The organism is Bacillus sp. BB51/4, from assembly GCF_008368845.1.
Classification (GTDB): Bacteria; Bacillota; Bacilli; order Bacillales; family Bacillaceae_G; genus Bacillus_A; species Bacillus_A wiedmannii.
Genome location: NZ_QOSC01000006.1, coordinates 92,290 through 116,271, shown reverse-complemented (window position 1 = coordinate 116,271; position 23,982 = coordinate 92,290). Strand labels below are relative to the sequence as shown.

The 23,982-nt window shown below is 36.9% G+C and carries 25 protein-coding genes; 11 read left to right on the top strand and 14 right to left on the bottom strand.

All coding sequences use genetic code 11. The features are described from left to right. Positions 1-14: 14 nt before the first annotated feature. On the top strand, positions 15-1,292 hold the full coding sequence (aceA, locus tag DN392_RS06645; protein ID WP_000787360.1) for an isocitrate lyase: 1,278 nt from the start codon (positions 15-17) through the stop codon (positions 1,290-1,292). A 119-nt stretch (positions 1,293-1,411) separates the two neighbouring features. Here aceA and DN392_RS06640 read toward each other — a convergent pair whose 3' ends face one another. After that, complete coding sequence (locus DN392_RS06640) at positions 1,412-2,203, bottom strand: phosphotransferase (protein ID WP_000074028.1); 792 nt, start codon at positions 2,201-2,203, stop codon at positions 1,412-1,414. Positions 2,204-2,576: 373 nt separating this feature from the next. Between DN392_RS06640 and cspA the strand changes: the two genes are divergently transcribed. Further along, entirely contained in the window at positions 2,577-2,780 is a 204-nt protein-coding gene (cspA, locus tag DN392_RS06635) for an RNA chaperone/antiterminator CspA (protein ID WP_000301521.1), read from the top strand. Between the two features lie 252 nt (positions 2,781-3,032). Here the strand turns inward: cspA and DN392_RS06630 are convergent, their stop codons facing one another. Next, positions 3,033-3,218: a hypothetical protein gene (locus DN392_RS06630; protein ID WP_000391438.1), complete on the bottom strand. Its 186-nt coding sequence runs from the start codon at positions 3,216-3,218 to the stop codon at positions 3,033-3,035. Between the two features lie 283 nt (positions 3,219-3,501). Here DN392_RS06630 and DN392_RS06625 point away from each other — a divergent pair, with 283 nt between their 5' ends. The 6 genes from DN392_RS06625 (at position 3,502) to DN392_RS06590 (ending at position 13,921) form a co-directional block, all read left to right on the top strand. Continuing rightward, the gene (locus tag DN392_RS06625) at positions 3,502-4,083 is read left to right on the top strand and encodes a competence protein ComK (protein WP_000444426.1); all 582 of its coding nucleotides are present in this window, start codon (positions 3,502-3,504) and stop codon (positions 4,081-4,083) included. Between the two features lie 830 nt (positions 4,084-4,913). After that, positions 4,914-5,507 carry a TVP38/TMEM64 family protein gene (locus DN392_RS06610; protein WP_000347517.1) on the top strand — a complete coding sequence of 198 codons (594 nt, stop codon included), beginning with the start codon at positions 4,914-4,916 and terminating at the stop codon, positions 5,505-5,507. A gap of 196 nt (positions 5,508-5,703) precedes the next feature. Beyond that, on the top strand, positions 5,704-6,267 hold the full coding sequence (gene lepB, locus DN392_RS06605; protein ID WP_000751908.1) for a signal peptidase I: 564 nt from the start codon (positions 5,704-5,706) through the stop codon (positions 6,265-6,267). 116 nt (positions 6,268-6,383) lie between these two features. Further along, a complete protein-coding gene (gene addB, locus DN392_RS06600) occupies positions 6,384-9,899 on the top strand; it encodes a helicase-exonuclease AddAB subunit AddB (protein ID WP_088321066.1) in 3,516 nt (1,171 codons plus the stop codon). Then, the gene (addA, locus tag DN392_RS06595) at positions 9,896-13,621 is read left to right on the top strand and encodes a helicase-exonuclease AddAB subunit AddA (RefSeq protein ID WP_048567027.1); all 3,726 of its coding nucleotides are present in this window, start codon (positions 9,896-9,898) and stop codon (positions 13,619-13,621) included. The genes addB and addA overlap by 4 nt, the downstream gene beginning before the upstream one ends. Positions 13,622-13,633: 12 nt before the next feature. Next, complete coding sequence (locus tag DN392_RS06590; RefSeq protein ID WP_001240557.1) at positions 13,634-13,921, top strand: RNA polymerase alpha subunit C-terminal domain-containing protein; 288 nt, start codon at positions 13,634-13,636, stop codon at positions 13,919-13,921. Positions 13,922-14,002: 81 nt separating this feature from the next. On the opposite strand, the gene gerPF is transcribed toward DN392_RS06590, so the two are convergent. From gerPF to DN392_RS06555, 7 genes are all read right to left on the bottom strand, one after another. Next, the gene (gerPF, locus tag DN392_RS06585) at positions 14,003-14,218 is read right to left on the bottom strand and encodes a spore germination protein GerPF (RefSeq protein WP_001141570.1); all 216 of its coding nucleotides are present in this window, start codon (positions 14,216-14,218) and stop codon (positions 14,003-14,005) included. Positions 14,219-14,260: 42 nt separating this feature from the next. Continuing rightward, positions 14,261-14,647, bottom strand: coding sequence for a spore germination protein GerPE (locus DN392_RS06580; protein WP_000902337.1), 387 nt, complete (start codon positions 14,645-14,647; stop codon positions 14,261-14,263). A 15-nt stretch (positions 14,648-14,662) separates the two neighbouring features. Continuing rightward, on the bottom strand, positions 14,663-14,857 hold the full coding sequence (gene gerPD / locus DN392_RS06575) for a spore germination protein GerPD (RefSeq protein ID WP_001052804.1): 195 nt from the start codon (positions 14,855-14,857) through the stop codon (positions 14,663-14,665). 6 nt (positions 14,858-14,863) lie between these two features. Continuing rightward, positions 14,864-15,478, bottom strand: coding sequence for a spore germination protein GerPC (gerPC, locus tag DN392_RS06570; RefSeq protein WP_088321069.1), 615 nt, complete (start codon positions 15,476-15,478; stop codon positions 14,864-14,866). 68 nt (positions 15,479-15,546) lie between these two features. Continuing rightward, positions 15,547-15,753, bottom strand: coding sequence for a spore germination protein GerPB (gerPB, locus tag DN392_RS06565; protein WP_001012506.1), 207 nt, complete (start codon positions 15,751-15,753; stop codon positions 15,547-15,549). A gap of 14 nt (positions 15,754-15,767) precedes the next feature. Continuing rightward, on the bottom strand, positions 15,768-15,989 hold the full coding sequence (gene gerPA / locus DN392_RS06560) for a spore germination protein GerPA (RefSeq protein WP_001111187.1): 222 nt from the start codon (positions 15,987-15,989) through the stop codon (positions 15,768-15,770). Between the two features lie 94 nt (positions 15,990-16,083). Further along, the gene (locus tag DN392_RS06555; protein ID WP_000462847.1) at positions 16,084-16,263 is read right to left on the bottom strand and encodes an aspartyl-phosphate phosphatase Spo0E family protein; all 180 of its coding nucleotides are present in this window, start codon (positions 16,261-16,263) and stop codon (positions 16,084-16,086) included. Between the two features lie 246 nt (positions 16,264-16,509). Here DN392_RS06555 and DN392_RS06550 point away from each other — a divergent pair, with 246 nt between their 5' ends. Further along, the gene (locus DN392_RS06550; RefSeq protein WP_001241719.1) at positions 16,510-17,409 is read left to right on the top strand and encodes a fumarylacetoacetate hydrolase family protein; all 900 of its coding nucleotides are present in this window, start codon (positions 16,510-16,512) and stop codon (positions 17,407-17,409) included. Positions 17,410-17,443: 34 nt separating this feature from the next. Here the strand turns inward: DN392_RS06550 and DN392_RS06545 are convergent, their stop codons facing one another. Then, positions 17,444-17,728: a hypothetical protein gene (locus DN392_RS06545; protein ID WP_000926860.1), complete on the bottom strand. Its 285-nt coding sequence runs from the start codon at positions 17,726-17,728 to the stop codon at positions 17,444-17,446. A 110-nt stretch (positions 17,729-17,838) separates the two neighbouring features. Further along, positions 17,839-19,029 carry an ornithine aminotransferase gene (gene rocD, locus DN392_RS06540; RefSeq protein ID WP_000616656.1) on the bottom strand — a complete coding sequence of 397 codons (1,191 nt, stop codon included), beginning with the start codon at positions 19,027-19,029 and terminating at the stop codon, positions 17,839-17,841. 150 nt (positions 19,030-19,179) lie between these two features. On the opposite strand from rocD, the gene DN392_RS06535 reads away from it, so the two are divergent. Next, on the top strand, positions 19,180-19,545 hold the full coding sequence (locus DN392_RS06535) for a YisL family protein (protein ID WP_000233490.1): 366 nt from the start codon (positions 19,180-19,182) through the stop codon (positions 19,543-19,545). A 61-nt stretch (positions 19,546-19,606) separates the two neighbouring features. Here DN392_RS06535 and DN392_RS06530 read toward each other — a convergent pair whose 3' ends face one another. Further along, positions 19,607-20,161 (bottom strand): DUF2777 domain-containing protein, encoded by a 555-nt coding sequence (locus DN392_RS06530; RefSeq protein ID WP_000616070.1) that lies wholly within the window; start codon positions 20,159-20,161, stop codon positions 19,607-19,609. 240 nt (positions 20,162-20,401) lie between these two features. On the opposite strand from DN392_RS06530, the gene asnB reads away from it, so the two are divergent. Next, positions 20,402-22,180, top strand: a complete 1,779-nt coding sequence (gene asnB, locus DN392_RS06525) for an asparagine synthase (glutamine-hydrolyzing) (RefSeq protein ID WP_149237959.1) — start codon at positions 20,402-20,404, stop codon at positions 22,178-22,180. Positions 22,181-22,210: 30 nt separating this feature from the next. Here asnB and DN392_RS06520 read toward each other — a convergent pair whose 3' ends face one another. Continuing rightward, complete coding sequence (locus tag DN392_RS06520; RefSeq protein ID WP_149237958.1) at positions 22,211-23,614, bottom strand: recombinase family protein; 1,404 nt, start codon at positions 23,612-23,614, stop codon at positions 22,211-22,213. A 145-nt stretch (positions 23,615-23,759) separates the two neighbouring features. Then, positions 23,760-23,978, bottom strand: coding sequence for a helix-turn-helix domain-containing protein (locus DN392_RS06515; protein WP_144534603.1), 219 nt, complete (start codon positions 23,976-23,978; stop codon positions 23,760-23,762). Positions 23,979-23,982: the final 4 nt, after the last annotated feature.

Sequence of the window (23,982 nt, the reverse complement as noted above, 5' to 3'; positions counted from 1 at the left end):
AGGGGATGGAACAAATGAAAAACGAAAGAATCGAGAAATTACAAGAGAGTTGGGAACTAGATACGCGCTGGAAAGGGATTACACGCCCATATTCGGCAGAAGATGTAATTCGCTTGCGCGGGTCAATTGATATTGAACATACATTAGCGCGCCGCGGTGCTGAAAAGCTTTGGTCATCGCTTCATACGGAAGATTATATTAACGCACTTGGCGCATTAACAGGAAACCAAGCGATGCAACAAGTGAAAGCTGGGCTAAAAGCAATTTATTTAAGTGGATGGCAAGTCGCTGCAGATGCGAACCTTTCTGGACATATGTATCCAGACCAAAGTCTATATCCAGCGAACAGCGTACCTGCTGTAGTAAAACGAATCAATCAAACGCTTCAACGTGCGGATCAAATTCAGCATATGGAAGGAAGCGATGATACAGATTATTTCGTACCGATTGTAGCAGATGCAGAAGCAGGATTTGGCGGACAACTAAACGTATTTGAACTGATGAAAGGTATGATTGAAGCGGGTGCATCAGGTGTGCACTTTGAAGATCAATTATCTTCAGAGAAAAAATGCGGCCATTTAGGCGGAAAAGTATTATTACCAACGCAAACAGCGGTGCGTAATTTAATCTCGGCACGCCTTGCAGCAGACGTAATGGGAGTGCCGACAATTATTGTTGCAAGAACAGACGCGGATGCAGCAGATTTAATTACGAGCGATATTGATCCAGTTGATAAAGCATTTATTACAGGTGAAAGAACTCCAGAAGGATTTTACCGTACGAAAGCAGGTCTTGATCAAGCAATTGCACGTGGTTTAGCATACGCTCCTTATGCAGATCTCGTTTGGTGCGAAACATCTGAACCAAATTTAGAAGATGCAAAACGATTTGCGGACGCAATTCATAAAGAGCATCCAGGGAAATTGCTTGCATATAACTGTTCACCTTCATTTAACTGGAAACAAAAATTAGATGAAAAAACAATTGCAAGCTTCCAAAAAGAAATCGCATCTTACGGTTATAAGTTCCAGTTCGTAACACTAGCTGGATTCCACTCGTTAAACTACGGCATGTTTGAATTAGCACGTGGCTATAAAGAGCGCGGCATGGCAGCGTACTCTGAACTACAACAAGCAGAATTCGCAGCAGAAAAACACGGATACTCTGCAACTCGTCACCAACGCGAAGTAGGAACAGGTTACTTTGATGAAGTAGCTCAAGTTATTACAGGTGGTACTTCATCAACGACAGCGCTAAAAGGATCTACAGAAGAAGCACAGTTTACGAAATAAAAGGAAGGGGCACCTTTTTAAAGGGTGCCCTTGTTATTTTCGGAACGATTCGAGAGTAAATGGAAATACATCAACGGTTTTTCGAATATATTGACTTACCGACAAAAAAGACGATAGTATCAAATCCACTCAGCTCTATGATCGCGAATAAACTTCATATCTTTCTCATAATGCTCTAAATGTCCTTCATCAATCATTCTCTGGAAATTCAAGTCGCCTTCTTGTGCTTTTCTTTTCATATATGTACATAATGCTTCTAATCGTAGTAACACTATTCCTAAGTAATCTTCGTCCATACTTTTACCGTAGGACTGGACAAACAATTTCACTCTTTCTTTCATACGGCTAGCATGTTGTGCCGATTCATAATGAACTGCCTCACCCGATTCTGTATAATACACTCTACTTAAAGGTACACAAGTATAAAGCGTATAAGCGATATCCCAAATTCTTGGACCAGGAGCAGCAACATCGAAATCAATAATACCTACTGGTTTCTCGTCATGAAAAATAATGTTATATATAGCAAAATCGTTATGGCAAATAACCTCAATGTTATTTGGAGTAAGATCCATCGGTTGCCATTCATCTGATAAGGGAAAGTCACTTACCGCATCATGATAAAGGCGGAGCATCTTTGCTATTTCCTTTAAAACATCATTAGATCGCATATATTCTTTTAAAGGATAATTCCCAGCGTCTCCTTCAATAAAGGATAAAATCTCTCTATCTTTTTCATCTACACCTAAAAACTTTGGAGCATGATGAAACCCTTTGTTTTCTAAGTGCTGTAATAATGTATGAATTTTTGCACTACCTGGCTTTAATTCTCGCCGAACAGTATTTTCAGAACGATACACATTTGATACATTTCCCCCTGTAAGCTTTTCCTCGTTGGTGTAGTTTGACATATAATCCCCTCCAATATAACGACTGTACAATTATATTGTAACACTTCAGAACAAGGGATGTAATCGTATTCAAATGATGTTTGTGTTCACTTCATAGTGAAATCCGCACATACTAAAATCAATTATTTACGAATGTACAATCAATTTAATTTGTCAGTTATTTTCAAAAAAGATTGTACATTTCATTTTAAGTATGCTATGATGAAGTCAGTTGAATAGTTAAATTAAGCAATCCATATATTATCAAGTGCCGAAAAACGAACGAGAAAAAGTATGTGAGAACTAGTTTATGTTTCGTGTTTGATAATGTGTGGATTCTTTTTTTATACAGGAAGACTAAAATAAATTGTGTTTTCTTTAGGAGGAAATAATTATGGCAGTAACAGGACAAGTAAAATGGTTTAACAACGAAAAAGGATTCGGTTTCATCGAAGTTCCAGGCGAAAACGATGTATTCGTACATTTCTCTGCAATCGAAACTGAAGGTTTCAAATCTCTAGAAGAAGGTCAAAAAGTTAGCTTCGAAATCGAAGATGGTAACCGTGGACCTCAAGCTAAAAACGTAATCAAACTATAATTTTATAGTTCATTATGGAAAAAAGGATGGCTGCTGCCATCCTTTTTTTTGTTGTAATATACGAGCATAATGATTATATTTGGGGGAAAAGTATACAAATGAAGTCATACTCGATGTTCGTAGTGGGAATAAAGAAGATCTACACAATACGATTGAAGAAATCTCATTCGCCCGTTTTAGATGAATAAGAAAAAATAGTCGGTTTTTTTGAGGACGAAGAAGAGTAAAAGGCTTTCCAAAATGGAAGGCCTTTTACTCTTCTTTTCCAATCTTTTTCTTCTCACGTTTCTTACATTCAGAGCATTTCGATTTACGAAAAGGCTTTGCGAAGAATAGTAGAATGAAAAACAAACCGAATATAATACTAGCTGAATTTTTCACGATCACAATGCTGCTATTTTTCATTTGAATTGTTGGTTGCATTTCTTTTTCTTCCATAGTGGACCTCCATTTATTGGATTTTCCTTTTAATTATAGCAAAGTTAATTGTCGTAATGATGCGAAATGAGGAAGCAGTTGTAAATATTTATCGGTAGTATAAATACATTTTATATAGGTTTTTATTACGGAAACAATATATTGTTATTTTATAATTTAAAAGATGTTTGATAAATGATAAATTATTGTAAAAAAGCGGAATCTGAAAACCATTTCCTTTTCATAGGTGCTAGAATTATATATGCAGCTGCTAATATAAATAGAAAAAAGGAGACAGTAGAATATGGAAAGTAAAGTAGAACGCTATGTTGAAAACTATGTGGTAAATAAAAATACAATGGCCTTACTTCCTGTTATTCTAAGTGAGAAGAAAATTGTTACACGAGTTGTTGAGATGGAAGATTCTTTTTTCGTATTTCAAAGGCCCCTAGATATTATAGAAAGAAGTTGCCGCAAGCATGGCTCTAGTTTCTTAGGTAGAAAAGAAGGAACGAAAGAGTTAACTCATATTACACATAAAGCACCGATTGCGATTAGTCCGGCAGATCAACTTTATTTTTTCCCTACGTATTCTTACTCTAGAAAAGAGTGCGCTTGGTTGTCTCATTTTTATATTGAAAGTAATAAAGAGTTAAAAGATGGAAATGTTATTGTTAGATTTATAAATGGTTTTGCTGTGAAATTAGAAATATCAAAAAGTAGTTTTGAAAATCAACAAAATCGTACAGCGAAATTGCGTACTGAATATGAAGATCGTAGAAAAAAACAAGGAAACCCTTGTTTTAAAGAGATTGATCAAAGGGATGAATCGACATTAAGACCAGCTTATGAGAGAGTGTATGTTGTTAGAGAAGAGGATGTGTAAAAAAGGATTTTAGAAGTAGTTTAAAAAATAGTATTGAGTTTTTTAATATATATTTTTATATAATATAATATTAAAAGAGATTATATCGATTTCGAATTATAGAATAAAAAATAGAAAGTGGGTATTAAATATGAAAAAAGCAGCAAGTGCAGCGGGACCAGAAGCTAAACAAGCGTTGCTAGATTTCTTTGCTTTAGGAAGTATTTATTCTGCTTGTTTTGAATAATGATATAGGAGTGAAATATGACTATCATCAGTACGATTTTCTTCTTTAGTTTTTCAGTATTTTTTGTAATTCGTTACTTAAAATTAAAAAAGACATACGATTTATTAATGATATTTGTAAGCTTGTATGCAGGGATTATGAGTGTGGAATTAATAAGTTTAAGTAAAACGGTATCATATGTTTTAGATACCATAGTTATTGTTCTAGTAATAATTGCTGTAATTCTTTTTCTTAAAGATAAAAAGAATCATTAAATTTTATTATTAAAATTATATTGAAATTCAAAAAGAGTTTGACCCAAAAGTAGCTGAATAGCTACTCGGGTTAACCTCTTTTTTATTTATAGGGTGTATTGTTGATATAAAAACAGCATTATGCACAGCGAATTTATTTTTGAAAAGTACTGAGTGTCACTATGTATATTATTCCTTTCTAAATATTGTCGAATATTGAAAGATTATCATAGCGTAATAATGAAGGAATTCTAATGAAAGATATGGAAACTTAATAATTACATCTCCATATGTCGTATCTACCATTTCCTCTTTCATATAAGCAATGATACAGTAGAGGTAGTACTTAGAGTAAAGGGGTAAAGTGTAGAATGGATTTTCAGACAATCAAAGAGTATTTTTCACCAGAAAATATGGATCATATTGTTGAAAGCTATAAAGCGTTCGGACCACTTCTTGGTATTGGTTTACCGATGATAGAAGCGTTGATTCCGGCATTGCCACTCATCGTATTTGTACTGGCGAATGCTGTTGCATTTGGGTTTTGGCTCGGTTTTCTTTATTCTTGGCTTGGATCAGTAATGGGCGCCTTACTTGTCTTTTTCATTATCCGCCATTTTGGCCGAAGTCGTTTCTTTTCTTTTGTAAATAAGCATGAGAGAGTACGAAAGGCAATGGGGTGGATTGAAAGGAAAGGGTTTGCGCCAATTTTCGTCATATTTTGTTTTCCGTTTACACCGTCTGCGCTTATAAATGTTGTTGCTGGTTTATCTCGCATTAGTGTAAAGCAGTTTGGACTTGCGCTCGCGTTCGGAAAGCTTGTGATGATTTTTATTTTAACGTATATCGGTCATGATTTAATGTCATTTATTCATAATCCGGTGAAATCAGTCATTGTAGCAATTGGTATTTTTATTTTATGGTATGTCGGTAAGAAAATCGAAGTAAAGTTAGAACTACATTAAGAATAGTCTTCTTTATTCAGCTATTTGAGGGTAGTAAAACTCCCACCTCAAAATTCGGTTGGATAGGTGAGAGCCTTGTTGCTCGTAAATGCTGGATTGGTGCGGCTGAAAAGGAGTGGGATGAACAAAACTCCCGCCGATTCAGTTTCACTTTATAAATGCAGGCTTCATTATTAAAGGATAAGGGGAGAAGCTGATGAAGAAAACTTTGAAAAAAGAAGGCATAGAGTGGATACGAACAATTTTAATTGGTGTATTATTAGCTGTATTTTTTCGAACGTTTTTCTTTTCAACGTACGTTGTAGAGGGGAAGTCAATGATGCCGACATTGCAAGATGGCAATATGCTCGTTGTAAATAAGGTGAGTTATCAAGTAGGGGACTTGAACAGGTTTGATGTTGTTGTATTTCATGCGAATAAAAAAGAGGACTACGTAAAACGAATTATCGGTTTACCTGGGGATCAAATTGAATATAAGCATGATAAACTGTATATAAACGGACAATTCGTGGATGAACCTTATTTAGAGACATATAAGAAAGAGATAAATGGACGACAACTAACGGGTGATTTTAAACTAGAAGAGTTAACGAAAGAAAATTCGGTGCCGCCTGGATATATTTTTGTAGTAGGTGATAATCGCCTCGGGAGCTGGGATAGTAGACACTTTGGATTTGTAAAAGCTGATACAGTTGTCGGTAAAGTTGATTTACGATATTGGCCAATTCAAGAGGTGCAAACGAATTTTTCAAAAGGTTGATATAATAGGTAGAAGTATAGAAAAAGACAAACTACTCTGTTTGTCTTTTTTCGTGTACTATAATACAATTATAGTAGCAAACTAACGTTCGTTATGTAAGTGAAAGGTGGGGTTACATGTCACTTCGATTTGTAATTGGTAGAGCGGGAAGTGGAAAAAGTACACTTTGTTTACACGAAGTGCAGGAAGAGTTAAAGCAACGCCCAAGAGGGAAAACAATATTATATCTTGTGCCAGAACAGATGACATTCCAAACGCAGCAGGCGTTAATTGGTAGTGAGGATGTAAGAGGTTCTATTCGGGCACAAGTTTTTAGTTTTTCACGATTAGCGTGGAAGGTACTGCAAGAAGTTGGTGGAGCGAGTCGTCTTCACATTGATGAAGCGGGCGTACATATGTTACTTCGTAAAATTGTAGAGTCTCGTAAAGATGGATTATCGGTGTTCCAAAAAGCAGCGGAGCAAAACGGTTTCTTTGAACATCTTGGCAGTATGATTGCGGAGTTTAAACGTTACAACGTGACGCCATCTAACGTATATGAAATGTGGCAACAATTAGATGCGCATAGTAGCAGTGCAGAACAAAAGCTATTAGCGAATAAAGTGTATGATTTACAACTATTATATGATGATTTTGAACGTGCTTTAATCGGAAAATATTTGGATTCAGAAGACTACCTACAATTGCTAGTCGAAAAGCTTCCACAGTCTGAATATGTAAATGGGGCTGAAATTTATATAGATGGATTTCATTCATTTTCACCGCAAGAACTAGAAATTGTAAGACAGCTTATGATTTGCGGTGCGCGAGTTACGATCACGTTAACGATAGATGAAAAAACGTTAGCACAGCCAGTAAATGAACTAGATTTATTTTATGAAACGACGTTAACGTATGAAAAAATAAAGCAAGTGGCGCGTGAAGAGAAGATAGAAATTGAAAAAACAATTCCACTTATGGAACAACCGCGTTTTCATTCGCAAGCATTAGCGCATTTAGAAACGCATTACGAAGCACGTCCAAATGAAAAGTTTCACGGAGAAGCAAGTGTAACGATTAGTACAGCAGCGAATTTACGAGCTGAAGTAGAAGGTGTTGCCCGTGAAATTCGTAGACTTGTGGCAGATGAAGACTATCGTTACCGAGATATTGCAGTCCTTCTTCGTAACGGAGAAAGTTATTACGATGTGATGCGAACGCTATTTACAGATTATAATATCCCGCATTTCATCGATGAAAAACGCCCGATGTCACATCATCCGCTAGTAGAATGCATTCGTTCTGCACTCGAGATTATTAGCGGAAATTGGCGTTATGATGCAGTGTTCCGCTGCGTGAAAACAGAGCTTTTATATCCATTAGACGTAAGAAAAGAAACGATGCGCGAAGAGATGGATGAGTTTGAAAACTACTGTTTAGCGTACGGTGTACAAGGGAAGAGATGGACTTCTGAGGATCCGTGGATGTATCGCCGCTATCGTTCTCTTGACGATACAGACGAGATGATTACAGACAGTGAACGTGAAATGGAAGAGAGAATAAATCGACTGCGCGACGTTGTAAGAACGCCTGTTATTCGTATGCAAAAAAGGCTGAAGCGAGCGGGAACAGTTATGCAAATGTGCGAAGCTGTTTATTTATTTTTAGAAGAGCTAGACGTTCCGAAAAAACTAGAAGCATTACGTATTCGTGCAGAAGAGAGTGGAGATTTCTTATTTGCGACAGATCATGAGCAAGTATGGGAAGAAGTAATGAGTCTTCTTGATACGTTCGTTGAGATGCTTGGCGAAGAGAAAATGTCACTTTCTATGTTCACAGACGTTATGTCGACAGGTCTTGAGGCGCTTCAATTTGCAAACATTCCGCCGTCATTAGACCAAGTGTTAATTGCTAATATTGATCGTTCTAGATTGTCAAATGTGAAAGCAACATTTGTCATTGGCGTGAATGAAGGAGTTATTCCGGCAGCACCGATGGATGAAGGGATGCTTTCTGATGAGGAAAGAGATGTTCTTAGTGTTGCAGGTATCGAATTAGCACCAACGACGAGACAAACCTTATTAGAAGAACAGTTCGTTATGTACCAAATGGTAACGAGAGCAACTGAGAAATTATATATTTCATGCCCGCTTGCAGATGAGGAAGGGAAGACGTTACTTGCGTCTAGCTTTATTAAGAAAATAAAAAGAATGTTCCCTGATGTGAAAGATACATTTATTACAAATGACGTAAATGATTTATCACGTTCGGAACAAATTTCATACGTAGCAACGCCAGAAGTAACGTTGTCATATGTTATGCAGCAACTTCAAACGTGGAAGCGATATGGATTTGAAGGGAATTTAGATTTTTGGTGGGATGTATATAACTTCTACGTAACTTCAGATGAATGGAAACAAAAAAGTAGCCGCGTATTATCAAGTTTATTCTACCGAAATCGTGCGCAAAAGCTAAGTACAGTTGTAAGTAGAGATTTATATGGAGATAAAATAAAAGGAAGCGTATCTCGTATGGAACTATTTAACCGTTGCGCATATGCTCATTTCGCGCAGCACGGTTTATCGTTAAGAGAGCGTGACATTTTCAAATTGGATGCGCCAGATATCGGGGAACTATTCCATGCAGCGCTGAAGAGAATTGCAGACAGGCTATTACGTGAAAACCGTACTTGGGCGGATTTATCAATAAAAGAGTGTGAGCATCTTTCGGCTGTAGTAATAGAAGAGATTGCACCGTTATTACAAAGACAAATTTTATTAAGTTCAAATCGTCATTTCTATTTAAAACAAAAACTACAACAAATCATTTTCCGTACATCAATCATTCTTCGTGAACATGCGAAGTCAAGTGGTTTCGTACCAGTTGATTTAGAAGTGCCATTCGGTATGGGCGGTACAGGATCGCTTCCGCCGATGGAATTCTCATTACCAAATGGCGTGAAGATGGAAGTAGTTGGCCGTATTGACCGTGTTGATAAGGCAGAAGATGAAAACGGGACGTTCCTACGTATTATTGACTATAAATCAAGCTCAAAAGTGTTAGACTTAACAGAAGTGTATTACGGATTAGCACTTCAAATGTTAACGTATTTAGATGTTGTTACTTCAAATGCACATACGTGGATGAAAAAGGGAGGTACTGCATCACCGGCTGGTGTACTGTACTTCCATATTCATAACCCGATCGTTGAGATGAAGGGTGACGCATCTGAAGCAGAAATTGAGAAAGAGATTTTAAAGAAATTTAAAATGAAAGGACTCGTACTAGGAGATGCTGATGTTGTTCGTTTAATGGATAACAAACTTTCAACAGGAAGCTCTGATATTATTTCTGCTGGTTTGAAAAAAGACGGTAGCTTTAGTGCGCGTTCGAGTATTGCAAGTGAACAAGAGTTTAACGTACTTCAAAAATATGTACACCATACGTTTGAAAATATCGGAAAAGACATTACAGAAGGCGTTATCGATATTGCTCCTTATAAGAAGGGGAATAAAGCGGCGTGTACGTTCTGTAACTTCAAATCTGTTTGTCAGTTCGATGAATCACTTGAAGATAACCAGTTCCGTACGCTAAAAGATATGAAAGATAGCGAAGCGATGGAGAAAATTAGAGAGGAGGTTGGCGGAGAATGATTGAAAATTGGCCTAAAAAACCAGAAGGTAGTCAGTGGACGGATGACCAGTGGAAAGCGGTTGTAGCGAACGGACGTGATATTTTAGTTGCGGCAGCAGCTGGATCAGGGAAAACAGCAGTATTAGTTGAACGTATTATTAAAAAGATTATAAATGAAGAAAACCCAGTCGATGTCGACCGCCTGCTCGTTGTAACATTTACGAATGCAGCGGCGCAAGAGATGAAAAACAGAATTGGGGAAGCGTTAGAAAAGGTATTAATTGATGAGCCAGGATCGCAGCACGTAAGAAAGCAGCTTAGCTTATTAAATAAAGCTTCTATTTCAACGATCCATTCCTTTTGTTTACAAGTAATTAGAGGATATTATTACATGCTTGATGTTGATCCTCGTTTCCGCATTGCGAATCAAACAGAAAACGAATTATTAAAAGAAGAAGTGCTAGATGATATATTAGAAGAAGAGTATGGAATTGAAGATAATAGTATTTTCTTTGAACTCGTTGATCGTTATACGAGTGACCGTAGTGATGATGACTTACAGCGTATGATTTTAGCGCTTCATACAGAATCAAGAGCGCATCCAAATCCGGAAAAATGGCTCGATAAATTAGTAGAAGCATACGACGTGGAAGGAAAGACAATTGAAGATTTAGTGTATGCTTCTTACTTATTAGAAGATGTGAAATTCCAGCTTGAAACAGCAGAGGCACATATTCGTAAAGCGACTGAACTCGCAATGCTTCCTGACGGTCCGGCACCCCGCGTTGAAACACTGCAAGCTGATGCAGTTTTACTTGGAACGTTGTCATCAGCTGCTCGTGAGTCATGGACAAGTGTGTATGAAGCGATGCAAAATGTATCGTGGCAAACGTTAAAGCGCATTAAGAAAAGTGATTACAACGAGGATGTTGTAAAACAAGTGGACTCTCTTCGTAATAAAGCGAAAGATGAAGTGAAGAAATTACAAGAAGAGTTATTTAGCCGCAGACCTGAAAGTTTCTTACGAGATTTTCAAGATATGCATCCTGTATTAGAAAAACTCGTACAGCTTGTAAAAGTATTTACAGAGCGTTTCCAAGCGATGAAGCGGGATAAAGGAATGGTCGATTTCACAGATTTAGAGCATTTCTGCTTACAAATTTTAAGTGAACAAAGTGAAAGTGGTGAAATGAAGCCATCAGCAGTAGCACTTCAATATCGTAATAAATTTGCTGAAGTACTAGTTGATGAATATCAAGATACGAACTTTGTGCAGGAATCCATTATTAAATTCGTAACGAAAGATTCTGAGAGTGAAGGGAACTTGTTCATGGTAGGTGACGTGAAGCAGTCGATCTATCGTTTCCGACTAGCAGAACCAGGCCTGTTCCTAGGAAAGTATAAACGCTTTACGCAAGAAGGATTAGACGGCGGAATGAAAATCGATTTAGCGAAAAACTTCCGTAGTCGTCATGAAGTGTTAGCAGGTACGAACTTTATTTTCAAACAAATTATGGGTGAAGAAGTCGGAGAAATTGATTACGATGCTGACGCTGAATTAAAGTTAGGTGCTACCTATCCAGAAGGTGAAGATGTAGCGGCAGAACTACTATGCATTCAGCAAACGGAAGAAGAGGTAATAGACGGAGAAGAAGGTGCAGAAGTCGAAAAAGCACAGCTTGAAGCTCGCCTTATGGCGCAGCGAATAAAGGCTATGGTTGATTCAGGATATACCGTCTATGATCGCAAAACGAATGAAATGCGACAAGTACAATACCGCGACTTCGTTATTTTACTTCGCTCCATGCCATGGGCGCCGCAAATTATGGAAGAGTTAAAGCTGCAAGGAATTCCAGTATACGCTGATCTTGCGACTGGTTACTTTGAAGCGACAGAAGTAAATATTATGATGAACGTCTTCCGCGTGATCGATAATCCGATGCAAGATATTCCGCTTGCCGCCGTACTTCGTTCACCAATCGTTGGGTTAAATGATGAGGAACTTGCGACGCTTCGTGCTCACGGGAAGAAAGGTTCGTTTTATGAAGTAATGAGCACATTCTTAAAAGGGGCACCACTTGAAGAAGAGCAAGAACTACATGATAAATTAGAGTGGTTCTATAACTTACTGCAAGGATGGCGTGAATTCGCGCGTCAACAGTCACTTTCTGATTTAATTTGGAAAGTGTACGGTGAGACAGGTTATTACGACTTTGTTGGCGGTTTACCAGCCGGAAAGCAAAGGCAAGCAAACCTGCGTGTACTTTATGACCGTGCAAGACAATATGAAGCAACATCGTTTAGAGGATTATTCCGCTTCTTACGCTTTATTGAGCGTATTTTAGAACGCGGTGATGATATGGGAACTGCGAGAGCTTTAGGTGAACAAGAAGATGTCGTTCGTATTATGACGATTCATAAAAGTAAAGGACTTGAGTTCCCAGTCGTATTTGTAGCGGGACTAGGTCGTCGTTTTAATACACAAGATTTAATGAAACGTTTCTTACTGCATAAAGACTTCGGTTTCGGTTCACAATTTATCGATCCTCGTAAACGAATTAAATATACGACATTATCGCAACTAGCAATTAAGCGTAAAATGAAAATGGAATTAATCGCGGAAGAAATGCGCGTGTTATACGTAGCGTTAACGCGTGCGAAAGAGAAGTTAATTTTAATTGGAACGGTTAAAGATGCCAATAAAGAAATGGAAAAATGGCTCGATGCAAGGGAGCATAGTGAATGGTTATTACCAGACCATATACGTGCCGGAGCTTCTTGTTATTTAGACTGGATTGCACCTTCATTATATAGACATCGTGACAGTGAAATGCTTCTTGAATTAGGACAAGGAAGCATTCCAGGTGAAATTTATGAATATGACACGAACTGGAAAGTGGAAGTTGTTGACGGCAAAACGTTACTTGCACCGGAACCGGTTCAAGAAGAGAAACAAGAATTGTTAGAAGCACTTCGTGAGAAAAAAGCTGTTCCGCTACAAAGTGAACGGAAAGAAGAAGTGTACGACAGATTAATGTGGAAGTACGGATATGAGGAAGCAACATCTCACCGTGCGAAACAGTCTGTTACAGAAATAAAGAGAAACTACCAATCAGAAGAAGGTAGCGATAATGCCTTTATTAAAAAACTGCGTGCACCAATTAAAACGCGTCCTCGTTTTATGGAGAAAAAAGGATTGACGTACGCAGAGCGTGGGACAGCAGTCCATGCTGTTATGCAACATGTAGATTTGAAGAAACCAATTACGATTGAAGTTCTTCAAGAGCAAATTGCCGGAATGGTAAATAAGGAATTATTAACATTCGAACAAGCTGAAGAAGTAGCAATTGAAAAAGTGATTTCATTCTTTGACAGTGACCTAGGTAAGAGGGTATTAGCGGCGGAAAGTGTTGAGCGTGAAGTACCATTTACGATGATGCTTGCAGCAGAAGAGGCGTATCAAGATTGGCAAGGTAAGAGTGACGAAACGATACTTGTCCAAGGGGTTATCGACTGCATGATTGAAGAGGAAGATGGTATCACTTTAATCGACTTTAAAACGGATACGATTGAAGGGAAGTTCCCAGGCGGATTCGATCAAGCGAAACCGATTTTAGAAGATCGATATAAAGTACAGCTTTCGTTATATGCAAAGGCGCTTGAAAAAAGCTTGCAACATCCTGTGAAAGAGAAATGCTTATACTTCTTTGATGGCAATCATGTTGTCAAAGTTGAGGAATAGAGGGACTTGAAAATGGCAATGGAAAAAACGTTAAGAACGTGTGAAAAAGGACATGAATACTATAAAAGTAGCGATTGTCCAACTTGCCCAGATTGTGAGAAAGAAAAGAAACCTAAAACAGGATTTCTTTCACTTCTGTCATCACCAGCACGAAATGCGTTACAACATCATGGAATTCACACTATAGAAGAACTCTCAAAATACAGTGAAAAAGAGATTTTAAAACTACATGGTATGGGTCCAGCATCTTTGCCAAAGCTTAGAAAGGCTTTGGAGGAGAGCGGATTATCATTTAAATAAAATGAAACAGTAAACAGTGGAGTTTTTTGATAATCTTGAATGAGATAAAAGAAAAAAGTAGGAGAATATCTCCTACTTTTTTTACGCTGTTCCGATCTGATCTTGATCGGCCACATCAGAATCAAACGTATTTGTTGCGCTAACGCCGCTAAAAGTGTTCACGACAAATCCAACATTGGAAGCTCCAGATCCATTATACGCTTTCGTGTTTTCTTTCGGAGACACGTTATAAAAATCCCCTAAATTGAACGAACCATTACTGTTTTGAACGACGAGATTTCCAACAACAGAAGGCATACTACCCACCTACTTTACTAAGCTTTTTAATTACTATATGAATTATTGTGCGGAAGGTTCATCCGTAATATATTGGCGGATTTGCATAATACGAGAGTTATTAAAAACATAATCAACATTTCCAATTTGAAAGCAACCAGAATTTAAAAGTGTTCGCAATTCAACATTGTTTACTTCAATAAAAGGGCATTCATTTACAATGTTTAATTTTACATCTGTCGTTCGTTTTGGGATTGTGATGTGTTCATCTGTAAAGATTTCAAATGCGTCTAAGCGGCCTTCGTCTTTTATATAACAAGGAATTTCCCTATGGACGGCAAGAGCTCTACTTTTTAATTCCATTTGATTGGCATCTCCAACTTGAAATACGGCACTAATCCCTAAAGAAATAATAGAAACATTTTGGACAACAGACACATGATGTAACATAGTTTCTCAGTCTCCTTAACCTGGAGTAGGAGGGACATCTGTGACTAATGGTACAAATGGACCCTCTGTAACAGTTTCAAATGGTGTATCAAGAATAGAAGATAGTATGAGGAAATTTGCATCCCCAATTAAAAAGAGTGCGGACGACGATACGCCGTTCATTTTAATCTGGCCAACTTTTAATTCGCGATTTACAACGTTAAGATTCATACATACTTACTCCTTTCGGAAATTGCCCGGTATGTGTTGAATAAAAGAGAGGAAAGCTTTGTCGATATCATGTTTCATCGCTTGAATAATGATATCTCGTAAATAATCTGGATCTGTTGAAATTCCTTCATAGGATTGCGTTTGTGATAAATAATAAGGAAGTCTATGCTCCATCTGTTTTTTTATGTCATCAACCATCATTTGTCGATACATTTCATCAAGCGGCGTTCTCTCTTCTTGTTCAAAATGGAGAATTCGATTATATGCTTCATCATCTAAGTAACGATGCATTTCTTGAAGGATGCCTTGGTAAAAATCTGGGTTTGTATCTGTTTCAGGATTTACTTTTAATGTTTCTGTATCCACTTGGAAATCTTCAATTTGCTGTCCTTTTGCTGAAAACGGATTTAAACCGATATTTAAAGTACCATTTAAATTTTCTACTTTTAATTGATCGAATTTGTATTCCACTTTTCCTACAGAAGAGGAGGGGCGATTTTTTAATTCGTTAAGCTCTTCTTGGAGTTGGCGAACTTGATCTTCTAGGTTAAGGATGGTTGCTTGTTGTGCTTGAAGAGCTTGTTGAAGTTGGTGTAAGTAAGTATATATATCTTGATTCATTTTGTGAAACCTCCTTTTCAGTAGGGAGGGTAAAAATATTCCTGCTATATATTTATGACAAGGATGTCTTAAGAAGAACTAGTTGATGGTTTGATAGAAATAATTTGTCCTTTCGCCTGCAATGGGCGAAGGGGCTCTGTAAATCCACCGCTATTTGAGAATTTAGATAGAGCTTTAATACTTCCTGCAGTACCAATTTGGAATACAGAAGAGGTTGTAATGCTATCAATTTTAATGCTATTAATGATGATGCTTTGGTTTACATAAAAATTCAATGCAATCGCCTCCTCTAAGTTGAACCAATTATCGCTTGATCAATTACATCTGAATCATTGACAGTCGTTGCGCTTTGATAATTGTAGACAGAAACGTTATCTCCAACATTAAAAGAGCCGGCCCCAGCAAAAGCGCGTGAATAACTAATAGGCCTAATCGCAAATACATCTCCAATATGAAAAATACCACTTGATCCAATATTGACGATACGAATATGTCCGACCATAGCTGGCATACAAAACACCTTTCGTTTTTAAAATTTTCTTTTCTACTATTGTATGGGCGTTTTCAATAAAATGTGTTTTTTTTTTATAAAAGAAACACACACGTTATTGCGTGTGTGTATTGAGTGTTTGATTAGGGTGAAAATCCGTATGTACATGCCAAATTACATTTAAGAGCCTGTCCAGTTCTTGGCTACAATCCACTGTTTTTTGAGAAGTCATTCCGTAGCGTTCAGCAAAATAAATCATTTTTTCACGTTTTTTTTCAATCGCTTGCTCAAACATTGAAATCGGCTCCATCTCTAAATGAAATTTTTAGTATATATGTAGTACATATTATACAAAAAACCCATAAAAAAGAAACACCTTCGCTAAAAAAAGTAAAATTTCTACATTTTATGCCAAATATAAAGGAGTAACGAATAGAATCTGAGAAGAATATTGTAAAAATTAGCGTGCATGAGAAGGTTTTTTTCTTACGGATGCGAATACAATTAAAGGTCATGAGTTTTAGGATGGAGAGTGGAAATATTGCGTTTGGTAACGGCGAAAAAAGATGAAAAGGTATTTGTAGGTATTGTGGATGAAGAGGAAGAAAAGGTATTGCATGTAAGAGAAGCGCAAAGACAAAAAGGGGAAAAGGTTACGATTCCGATTACAATGTTAGAGTGTATTGAAAGAGGGACCACATGCTTTGAAAAAATATGTGATATTGTAAATTGGGCGAAGGAAAATGAAGGGGCGGCGTATTATCCGTTAACTGAGGTGAAAATATTAGCACCAATTCCAAGGCCAAGGAAGAATATTCTTTGTGTTGGAAAGAACTATCGTGAGCATGCGATAGAAATGGGCGGAGTAGAGTCAATTCCAGAAAATATAATGATCTTTACGAAAGCGCCAACGACAGTTATTGGAATGAATGAAAAAATTAATAGTCATCCCCACGCAACGAATGAACTAGACTATGAAGGAGAACTAGCTATCATTATTGGTAAGCGAGGGAAACAAATAAAAAAAGAAAAAGCGCTTGAGCATGTTTTTGGTTATACCATTATAAATGATATAACTGCTCGCGACATTCAAAGGAAGCATAAACAATTTTTTCTTGGAAAAAGTTTCGATACATTTTGTCCGATGGGACCGTATCTAATTCATAAATCAATGGTTGAAACGCCAAATGCGTTACACATTGAAACGGTAGTAAATGGGGAAGTAAGACAAACTTCAAATACAAATAAAATGATTTTTTCAATAGAAGAAATCATTTCAACGATAAGTAAAGGAATGACGTTAGAGCCAGGCGATATTATTGCAACAGGAACGCCGGCTGGTGTCGGAAAAGGTTTCACACCACCGAAGTTTTTGCATGCGGGTGATGAAGTGGTCATTACAGTAGAAGGAATTGGTACTTTGCGAAATGTAGTGAAATGAAAAAAGAGCTATCTTGTGAAAAGATAGCTCTTTTCTATGGTCTTGGATGATAGAGGTAATCGATAACCGAAAAAGTGTAAAGACCAACGAATGCAAGTGTACAAATACCAAATAGTATAACCGTAAGTGCGCTTTTTTCTCGTCCAAAACCAATGATAGTAAGAATAACAGCAGTCCAAAATGATGCTTTCAGTAGTGTGAATGTAGTAGAAGTGGAGTAGTGGCTAAGCAATGTTACGGAAATTAGGAAGCCAAAGAATGTAACTAAAATAAAAGATGTAGCTAAATAGTTAATATGTTTACCATATCGTAATAACATATCGCACCTGCTTTCTAAAATGAAAATACAGAAAATTACAATTTCATTTTAGTATAAATCAATATAAAAAGAAAGAGGTTGTCCCAACATGTAGGACAACCTCTCTATTATTATGATAATACCGCTTTAATTTTTTGGAACGCCCACTCCAAATCTTCTTCAGAGATTACTAGAGGTGGTGCGATACGAATTACATTTTCGTGTGTTTCTTTACATAATAGCCCAGCTGCTTTTAATTGTTCACAGTAAGGACGAGCTGGCTCGTTTAATTCGATACCGATGAATAAGCCTTTACCACGAATGTCAGTAATCATTGGGTTATCAATTTCTTTTAATTGCCCAACTAATTTTTCACCTAATTGAAGAGAACGCTCTGTTAATTTTTCTTCTTCTAACACTTCAAGAGCTGCGATAGAAACAGCACATGCAAGTGGATTACCACCGAATGTAGAACCGTGAGAACCTGGCTCGAATACGCCTAAAATGTCGCGGTTTGCTGCTACACAAGAGATTGGGAATACGCCGCCGCCAAGTGCTTTACCAAGTATGTACATGTCAGGAGTTACATTGTCCCAATCACAAGCAAATACTTTACCAGTACGGCCTAAGCCAGTTTGGATTTCATCTGCTACGAATAAAACGTTTTCTTTTTTACATACTTCAAGAGCTTCTTTTAAGAAACCAGCTGGTGGGATGTTAATTCCTGCCTCACCTTGGATAGGCTCTAAAATGAATGCAGCTGTGTTTGGTGTAATAGCAGCTTTTAACGCTTCTAAATCACCGTAAGGAATTACAACGATGCCAGGAAGCATTGGACCGAATCCACGCTTGTACTCTTCGTTTGAAGACATAGAAACAGCACCCATTGTACGTCCGTGGAAGTTATCTTCACAAACGATAATTTCAGCACGGTTTGCTTCTACTTTCTTCACATCATAAGCCCAGCGGCGAGCTGTTTTAATTGCAGTTTCAACAGCTTCTGCACCTGTATTCATTGGAAGTACCATTTCTTTATTAGTTAGTTTCGCAACTTTTTCGTACCAAGGACCTAATTGATCGCTATGGAAAGCACGAGAAGTTAACGTAACACGATTAGCTTGGTCAATTAAAGCGTTAATAATTTTTGGGTGACGATGACCTTGGTTTACTGCAGAATATGCACTTAATAAGTCCATATAGCGATTTCCTTCAGGGTCTTCTACCCAAACGCCTTCTGCTTTAGAGATAACGATCGGAAGTGGGTGATAGTTATTTGCTCCGTATGTGTCTGTAAGTTCGATAATATCCTTAGTTTGAATCATGATTGTTCCCCCTTTTGTTATTACAAGAAGTTTGTAAATACTCTAAATATTATATCATTTAAATGTAAAAAAGCGAAACATTTCCTGAAAATAAATGAACATGTTATCATATAGAGTGAAAAAGTGTGAAAAGAGGAGGTAGGGGATACGATGGTACATATGCATATTACAGCATGGGCGTTAGGTTTAATTTTATTCTTCGTTGCGTATTCACTTTATTCAGCAGGAAGAAAAGGTAAAGGTGTACATATGGGGCTTCGTCTTATGTACATTATCATTATTGTGACAGGTTTCATGTTGTACATGGGTATTATGAAGACTGCAACAAGTAACATGCACATGTGGTATGGTTTAAAAATGATAGCTGGTATTTTAGTTATCGGTGGAATGGAAATGGTTCTTGTAAAAATGAGCAAGAACAAAGCAACAGGGGCAGTTTGGGGACTATTTATTGTTGCATTAGTAGCAGTATTTTACCTTGGACTGAAATTACCGATTGGCTGGCAAGTATTCTAATAAAAAATAAAACCACCTAATAATCTCAAAGACTTGGGAGATAAGGTGGTTTTTTTTTACTTTATGTTGCATCGATATGCAACTCTTCTCCGTTTACTTTCGTAAAACGAAACATGTTTTTATTTGACGTAGCGTGACGAACAAAATGGTGCTGCAATGTACAAATCATCTCTTCGTTATCAAATAAAAGAATATTTACTCCTTCGCATGCTTCCTCTTTCGGTAGGAAAGATAAATAATTATGACAATACATGCAATCATATAAAGAGTAATGAAGGGATTGCAATGATTCGGTTAATAATGTAAAGACAGAGTCAGGTAATTCCTCAAGCCATTCCGTATAGCTAAGAAGTAATTTTTTTCGAATTCGTATCATTTCTCCGTTTTGCAAATGGTGCTGTTCGTTGGCGATTTGTAGTACATCTTGTTCATAGAAACGAGCTGGTAGCCAGTTGTTGTTATATAAAATCTCAAAGCCATCTTCGACAATATCTTCTAATAAAAAAGCTTCATCATTTTCATCATCAAAGAATACCCATTCATTGTTTATATATTCTACATTACCGACTGTATGAGCGCGTGGCTGGTTATATAAAATATGGTTACGTTGTATCATATATGATTTCTCCTTTATAAAAAGTAGTTATTTCTGTTATAGACAGTTCGGGCATTCTTTATAACTAGACACACCTAGACATAGGTGGGCATACAATAACACACGTTTTACTGAGTGAAAATGCTATTCCGTATGTGGATAGTACGTTATCGTCAAGTTTTTCATTTTTTTTGATCCGCACCTCTAAGGTGTGGAGTACTGCTCGTTTAGGAAAAGAAATAAGATGGAAGGATGATTCGTATGTGCGGGATTACAGGATGGGTGGATTATAAACGCTCATTAGAAGGAGAACGGGACGTCGTTACGAAGATGGCTGAGACGTTAGCAAAGCGTGGCCCGGATGATAATAAAGTTTGGATTAAAGGCAATGTCGCATTTGGGCATAAACGGTTAATCGTTGTTGATCCTGAGGGTGGTAAACAACCGATGACTTGTTTAAAAGATGAAACGAATTATGCAATTTGCTATAACGGTGAATTGTATAATACAGAAGATATTCGAAAGGAATTATTAAGAAGAGGATATACGTTCAAAGGTCATTCTGATACAGAGGTGCTATTAGCGTCGTATATTGAATGGAAAGAAGAATGTGTCGATCATTTAAACGGTATATATGCGTTTGCTGTATGGGATGAACAGAAGGAACAAGTATTTATTGCACGAGATCGACTAGGTGTAAAACCGCTATTTTATAAATATGATAGTGGGCGATTACTATTTGGTTCAGAGTTAAAAGCGATATTAGCGCATCCAGATGTGAAGGCAGAAGTAACGTTAGAAGGGTTATCCGAAATATTCGGTCTTGGACCGTCTAGAACACCTGGTCATGGCATTTATGCTGGTATAAAAGAATTACGTCCAGGGCATGCGATGACATTTTCAAAGAACGGTTTATGTATATGGAGATATTGGAATGTAGAAAGCAAAAAACATGAAGACTCCTTTGAAGAAACAGTAGAGAAAACACGCTTTTTATTACAAGATGCGATTACAAGGCAGCTCGTTTCTGATGTACCACTATGTACTTTTCTATCAGGCGGTGTAGATTCGAGTGCGATTACAGCAATTGCTGCGAAAGAATACGCAAGGTCAGGAAAAGGGCAATTACACACATACTCTGTTGATTATGAAGATAATGACAAATACTTTAAAGCGAATGCGTTTCAGCCGAATTCAGATGCGCCATTTATTCATTTGATGACGGAGACGTTTCAAACAATCCATCATCGCTGCGTCATTTCAAATGAACAATTAGCACAGTATTTAACAGAAGCAGTAATCGTTCGTGATTTGCCTGGTATGGCAGATATCGATTCGTCATTATTATGGTTTTGCCGTGAAATTAAACAAGATTTTGTCGTCGGTTTATCTGGGGAATGTGCAGACGAAATATTTGGTGGTTATCCGTGGTTTTATAGAGAAGATGATTTACAATCGAGCGCGTTTCCGTGGATGCGCTCCACAGAAGCACGTGAACAACTGCTAAAGAAAGAATGGAGAAGTAAATTAAATTTACAACAATATGTACAACAGCGTTATGAAGAATCTATTCAAGAAGTTCCTATTTTAGAGGGAGAAAACCCAATTGAAGCAAAGAGACGACAACTATTTTATTTAAACATGGTATGGTTTATGACAACATTATTAGACAGAAAAGACCGTATGAGTATGGGCGCAAGCTTAGAAGTACGTGTTCCATTTGCGGATCACCGACTTGTCGAATATGCGTGGAATATTCCTTGGGAAATGAAAATGTATAAAAACCGCGAAAAAGGTCTATTGCGTAAAGCGTTAGAAGGGTTACTTCCAAATGACATCTTATATAGAAAGAAGAGCCCATATCCGAAAACGCATAATCCGCACTATACAAAAGCAGTGACAGTATGGCTACAAGATTTATTAACAGATAAAGGCTCGATTTTGCACGAACTATTGGATAAAGAACAGCTTAGCGGATTAATTGAGTCAGGCGGTAGTGCATTTCAATCGCCTTGGTTCGGTCAATTAAACACAACCTAACTACATCAAATAAATACAGTTAGGCTGCGGTTATTTTATTTTGAAATCTGTAACCTTTATTACTGGTGCAATTGGATTCTTACCTACACGAGCAGGTTTTATTACATCGACTGTAATGGAAGATATAATGGCATTTACTGCTGCTTTCTTGGATTCGTTGTTTAAATTGAACCATTCATTTTTCAACTGATTTAAAAGTTCTTTTATTTCAAATGAAGATGCTGTATCAGTTATATTAGCCAGTTGTTTTTGAATTATGTTCTCTTCTTGGACCAGTGTTAACATGTCTTTTTTATATTCGTTCTTAGGAATATCTCCTTCTATGAACAGATATTTTAAACGTGCTTTCTTATCTTGGATTCTATTATATTGTTCTTGTAAATTACTTAACTCTATGGGTTTCTCTTCAGTATCATCAAGATCAACAATTGCATCTTCCAAGAGGTTTAGAAATTCTTTTTCAATTACATCCTCTGGAACTTGATGCATATCACATGTTCCTTTATGATGTCTTGAACTACATCGATAGCTCATTACAATTCTATTATGGCTTCTTACTTGTTTATTTCCTAAAAAGTGTTTTCCACATCTTGCACATTTTAAAACATTAGAGAATACGAAAAAATTATGCAACCTAACTTTTCCTATCTTTCTACTATCTTGTACTTGTTGAACTGTATACCATGTATCTTTATCGATAAAACTTTCGAAATCCTTTTGAGCAATATCGGTTAAAATATCTTCTCCCCAACGAATTTTCCCAATATAAATTGGATTATTTATAATATAGCGTACTGCATCATAATTAAATATTTTCCCTTGCTTTGTTTTTACACCACGACTGTTTAAAGATTTTACAATACTTATTACGCCTTTTGTTTTAAACATCTCGAATATATATTTTACAATTTCAGCTTCTGTATGATTTATATACAAGTTTCCTTTTTTTAAATCGTATCCCATAGGTGGTTTAGCTCCATTTCTGAGACCTAATTCAGCCTTTTTTTGCATGGAGTCTCGTACGCGTTCCGCTGTGGTTTCTCTCTCCCATTGTGCAAGTGTCGCAACTAATGTAATAAACATTCTTCCAGTAGCGGTCGTTGTATCAAATATTTCTGTACTACTCTTAAATTTAACATTATATTCATCCATGGTTTTTAGAATAGAATGTAGGTCTGAAACGGAACGAGTGAAGCGATCTAATCTATAAACAAGAATAATATCAAATTGTTTTTTCTGCATATCTTTTATCATTTTTTGAAAAGCTGGTCGTTCTGTATTTTTTGCGCTATATCCCTCGTCACAGTAATCATTTACTACTACCCAACCCTGTGATTTAGCATACTGTTCAAGACGAAGTCTTTGCATATCTAATGAAATACCTTCTTCAACTTGCATGTCAGTGGATACACGTCTATAAATGACACATTTCATTAGTTAAACTCCCTTCTTAATTAATTTATATTTTATGTATGTTTTTTATTTATTAGACGAATACTATGTGAAAATACAGGTTGTAGGAGGGGGATTATGAGTCGGAGTCAATTAAGTAGTTGACTCGTGCTTGCAGTGAGATAACTCACTGTTTTTCCGACTGAATGAATTCGTATAAATCTTCCATATTTATATTAAGTTGAGAAGCAATATTTTTAGCGGTTTGATAAGACATAACTGTGTTATTGTTTGCATAAGAATGTATTTGTTGTTTAGCCATGCCGAGTTTCAGTGCTAGATCTACTTGAGTTAATCTCTTCTCTTTTAATATTTCATTCAGTCGACATTTGCCGACTACATACACCTTC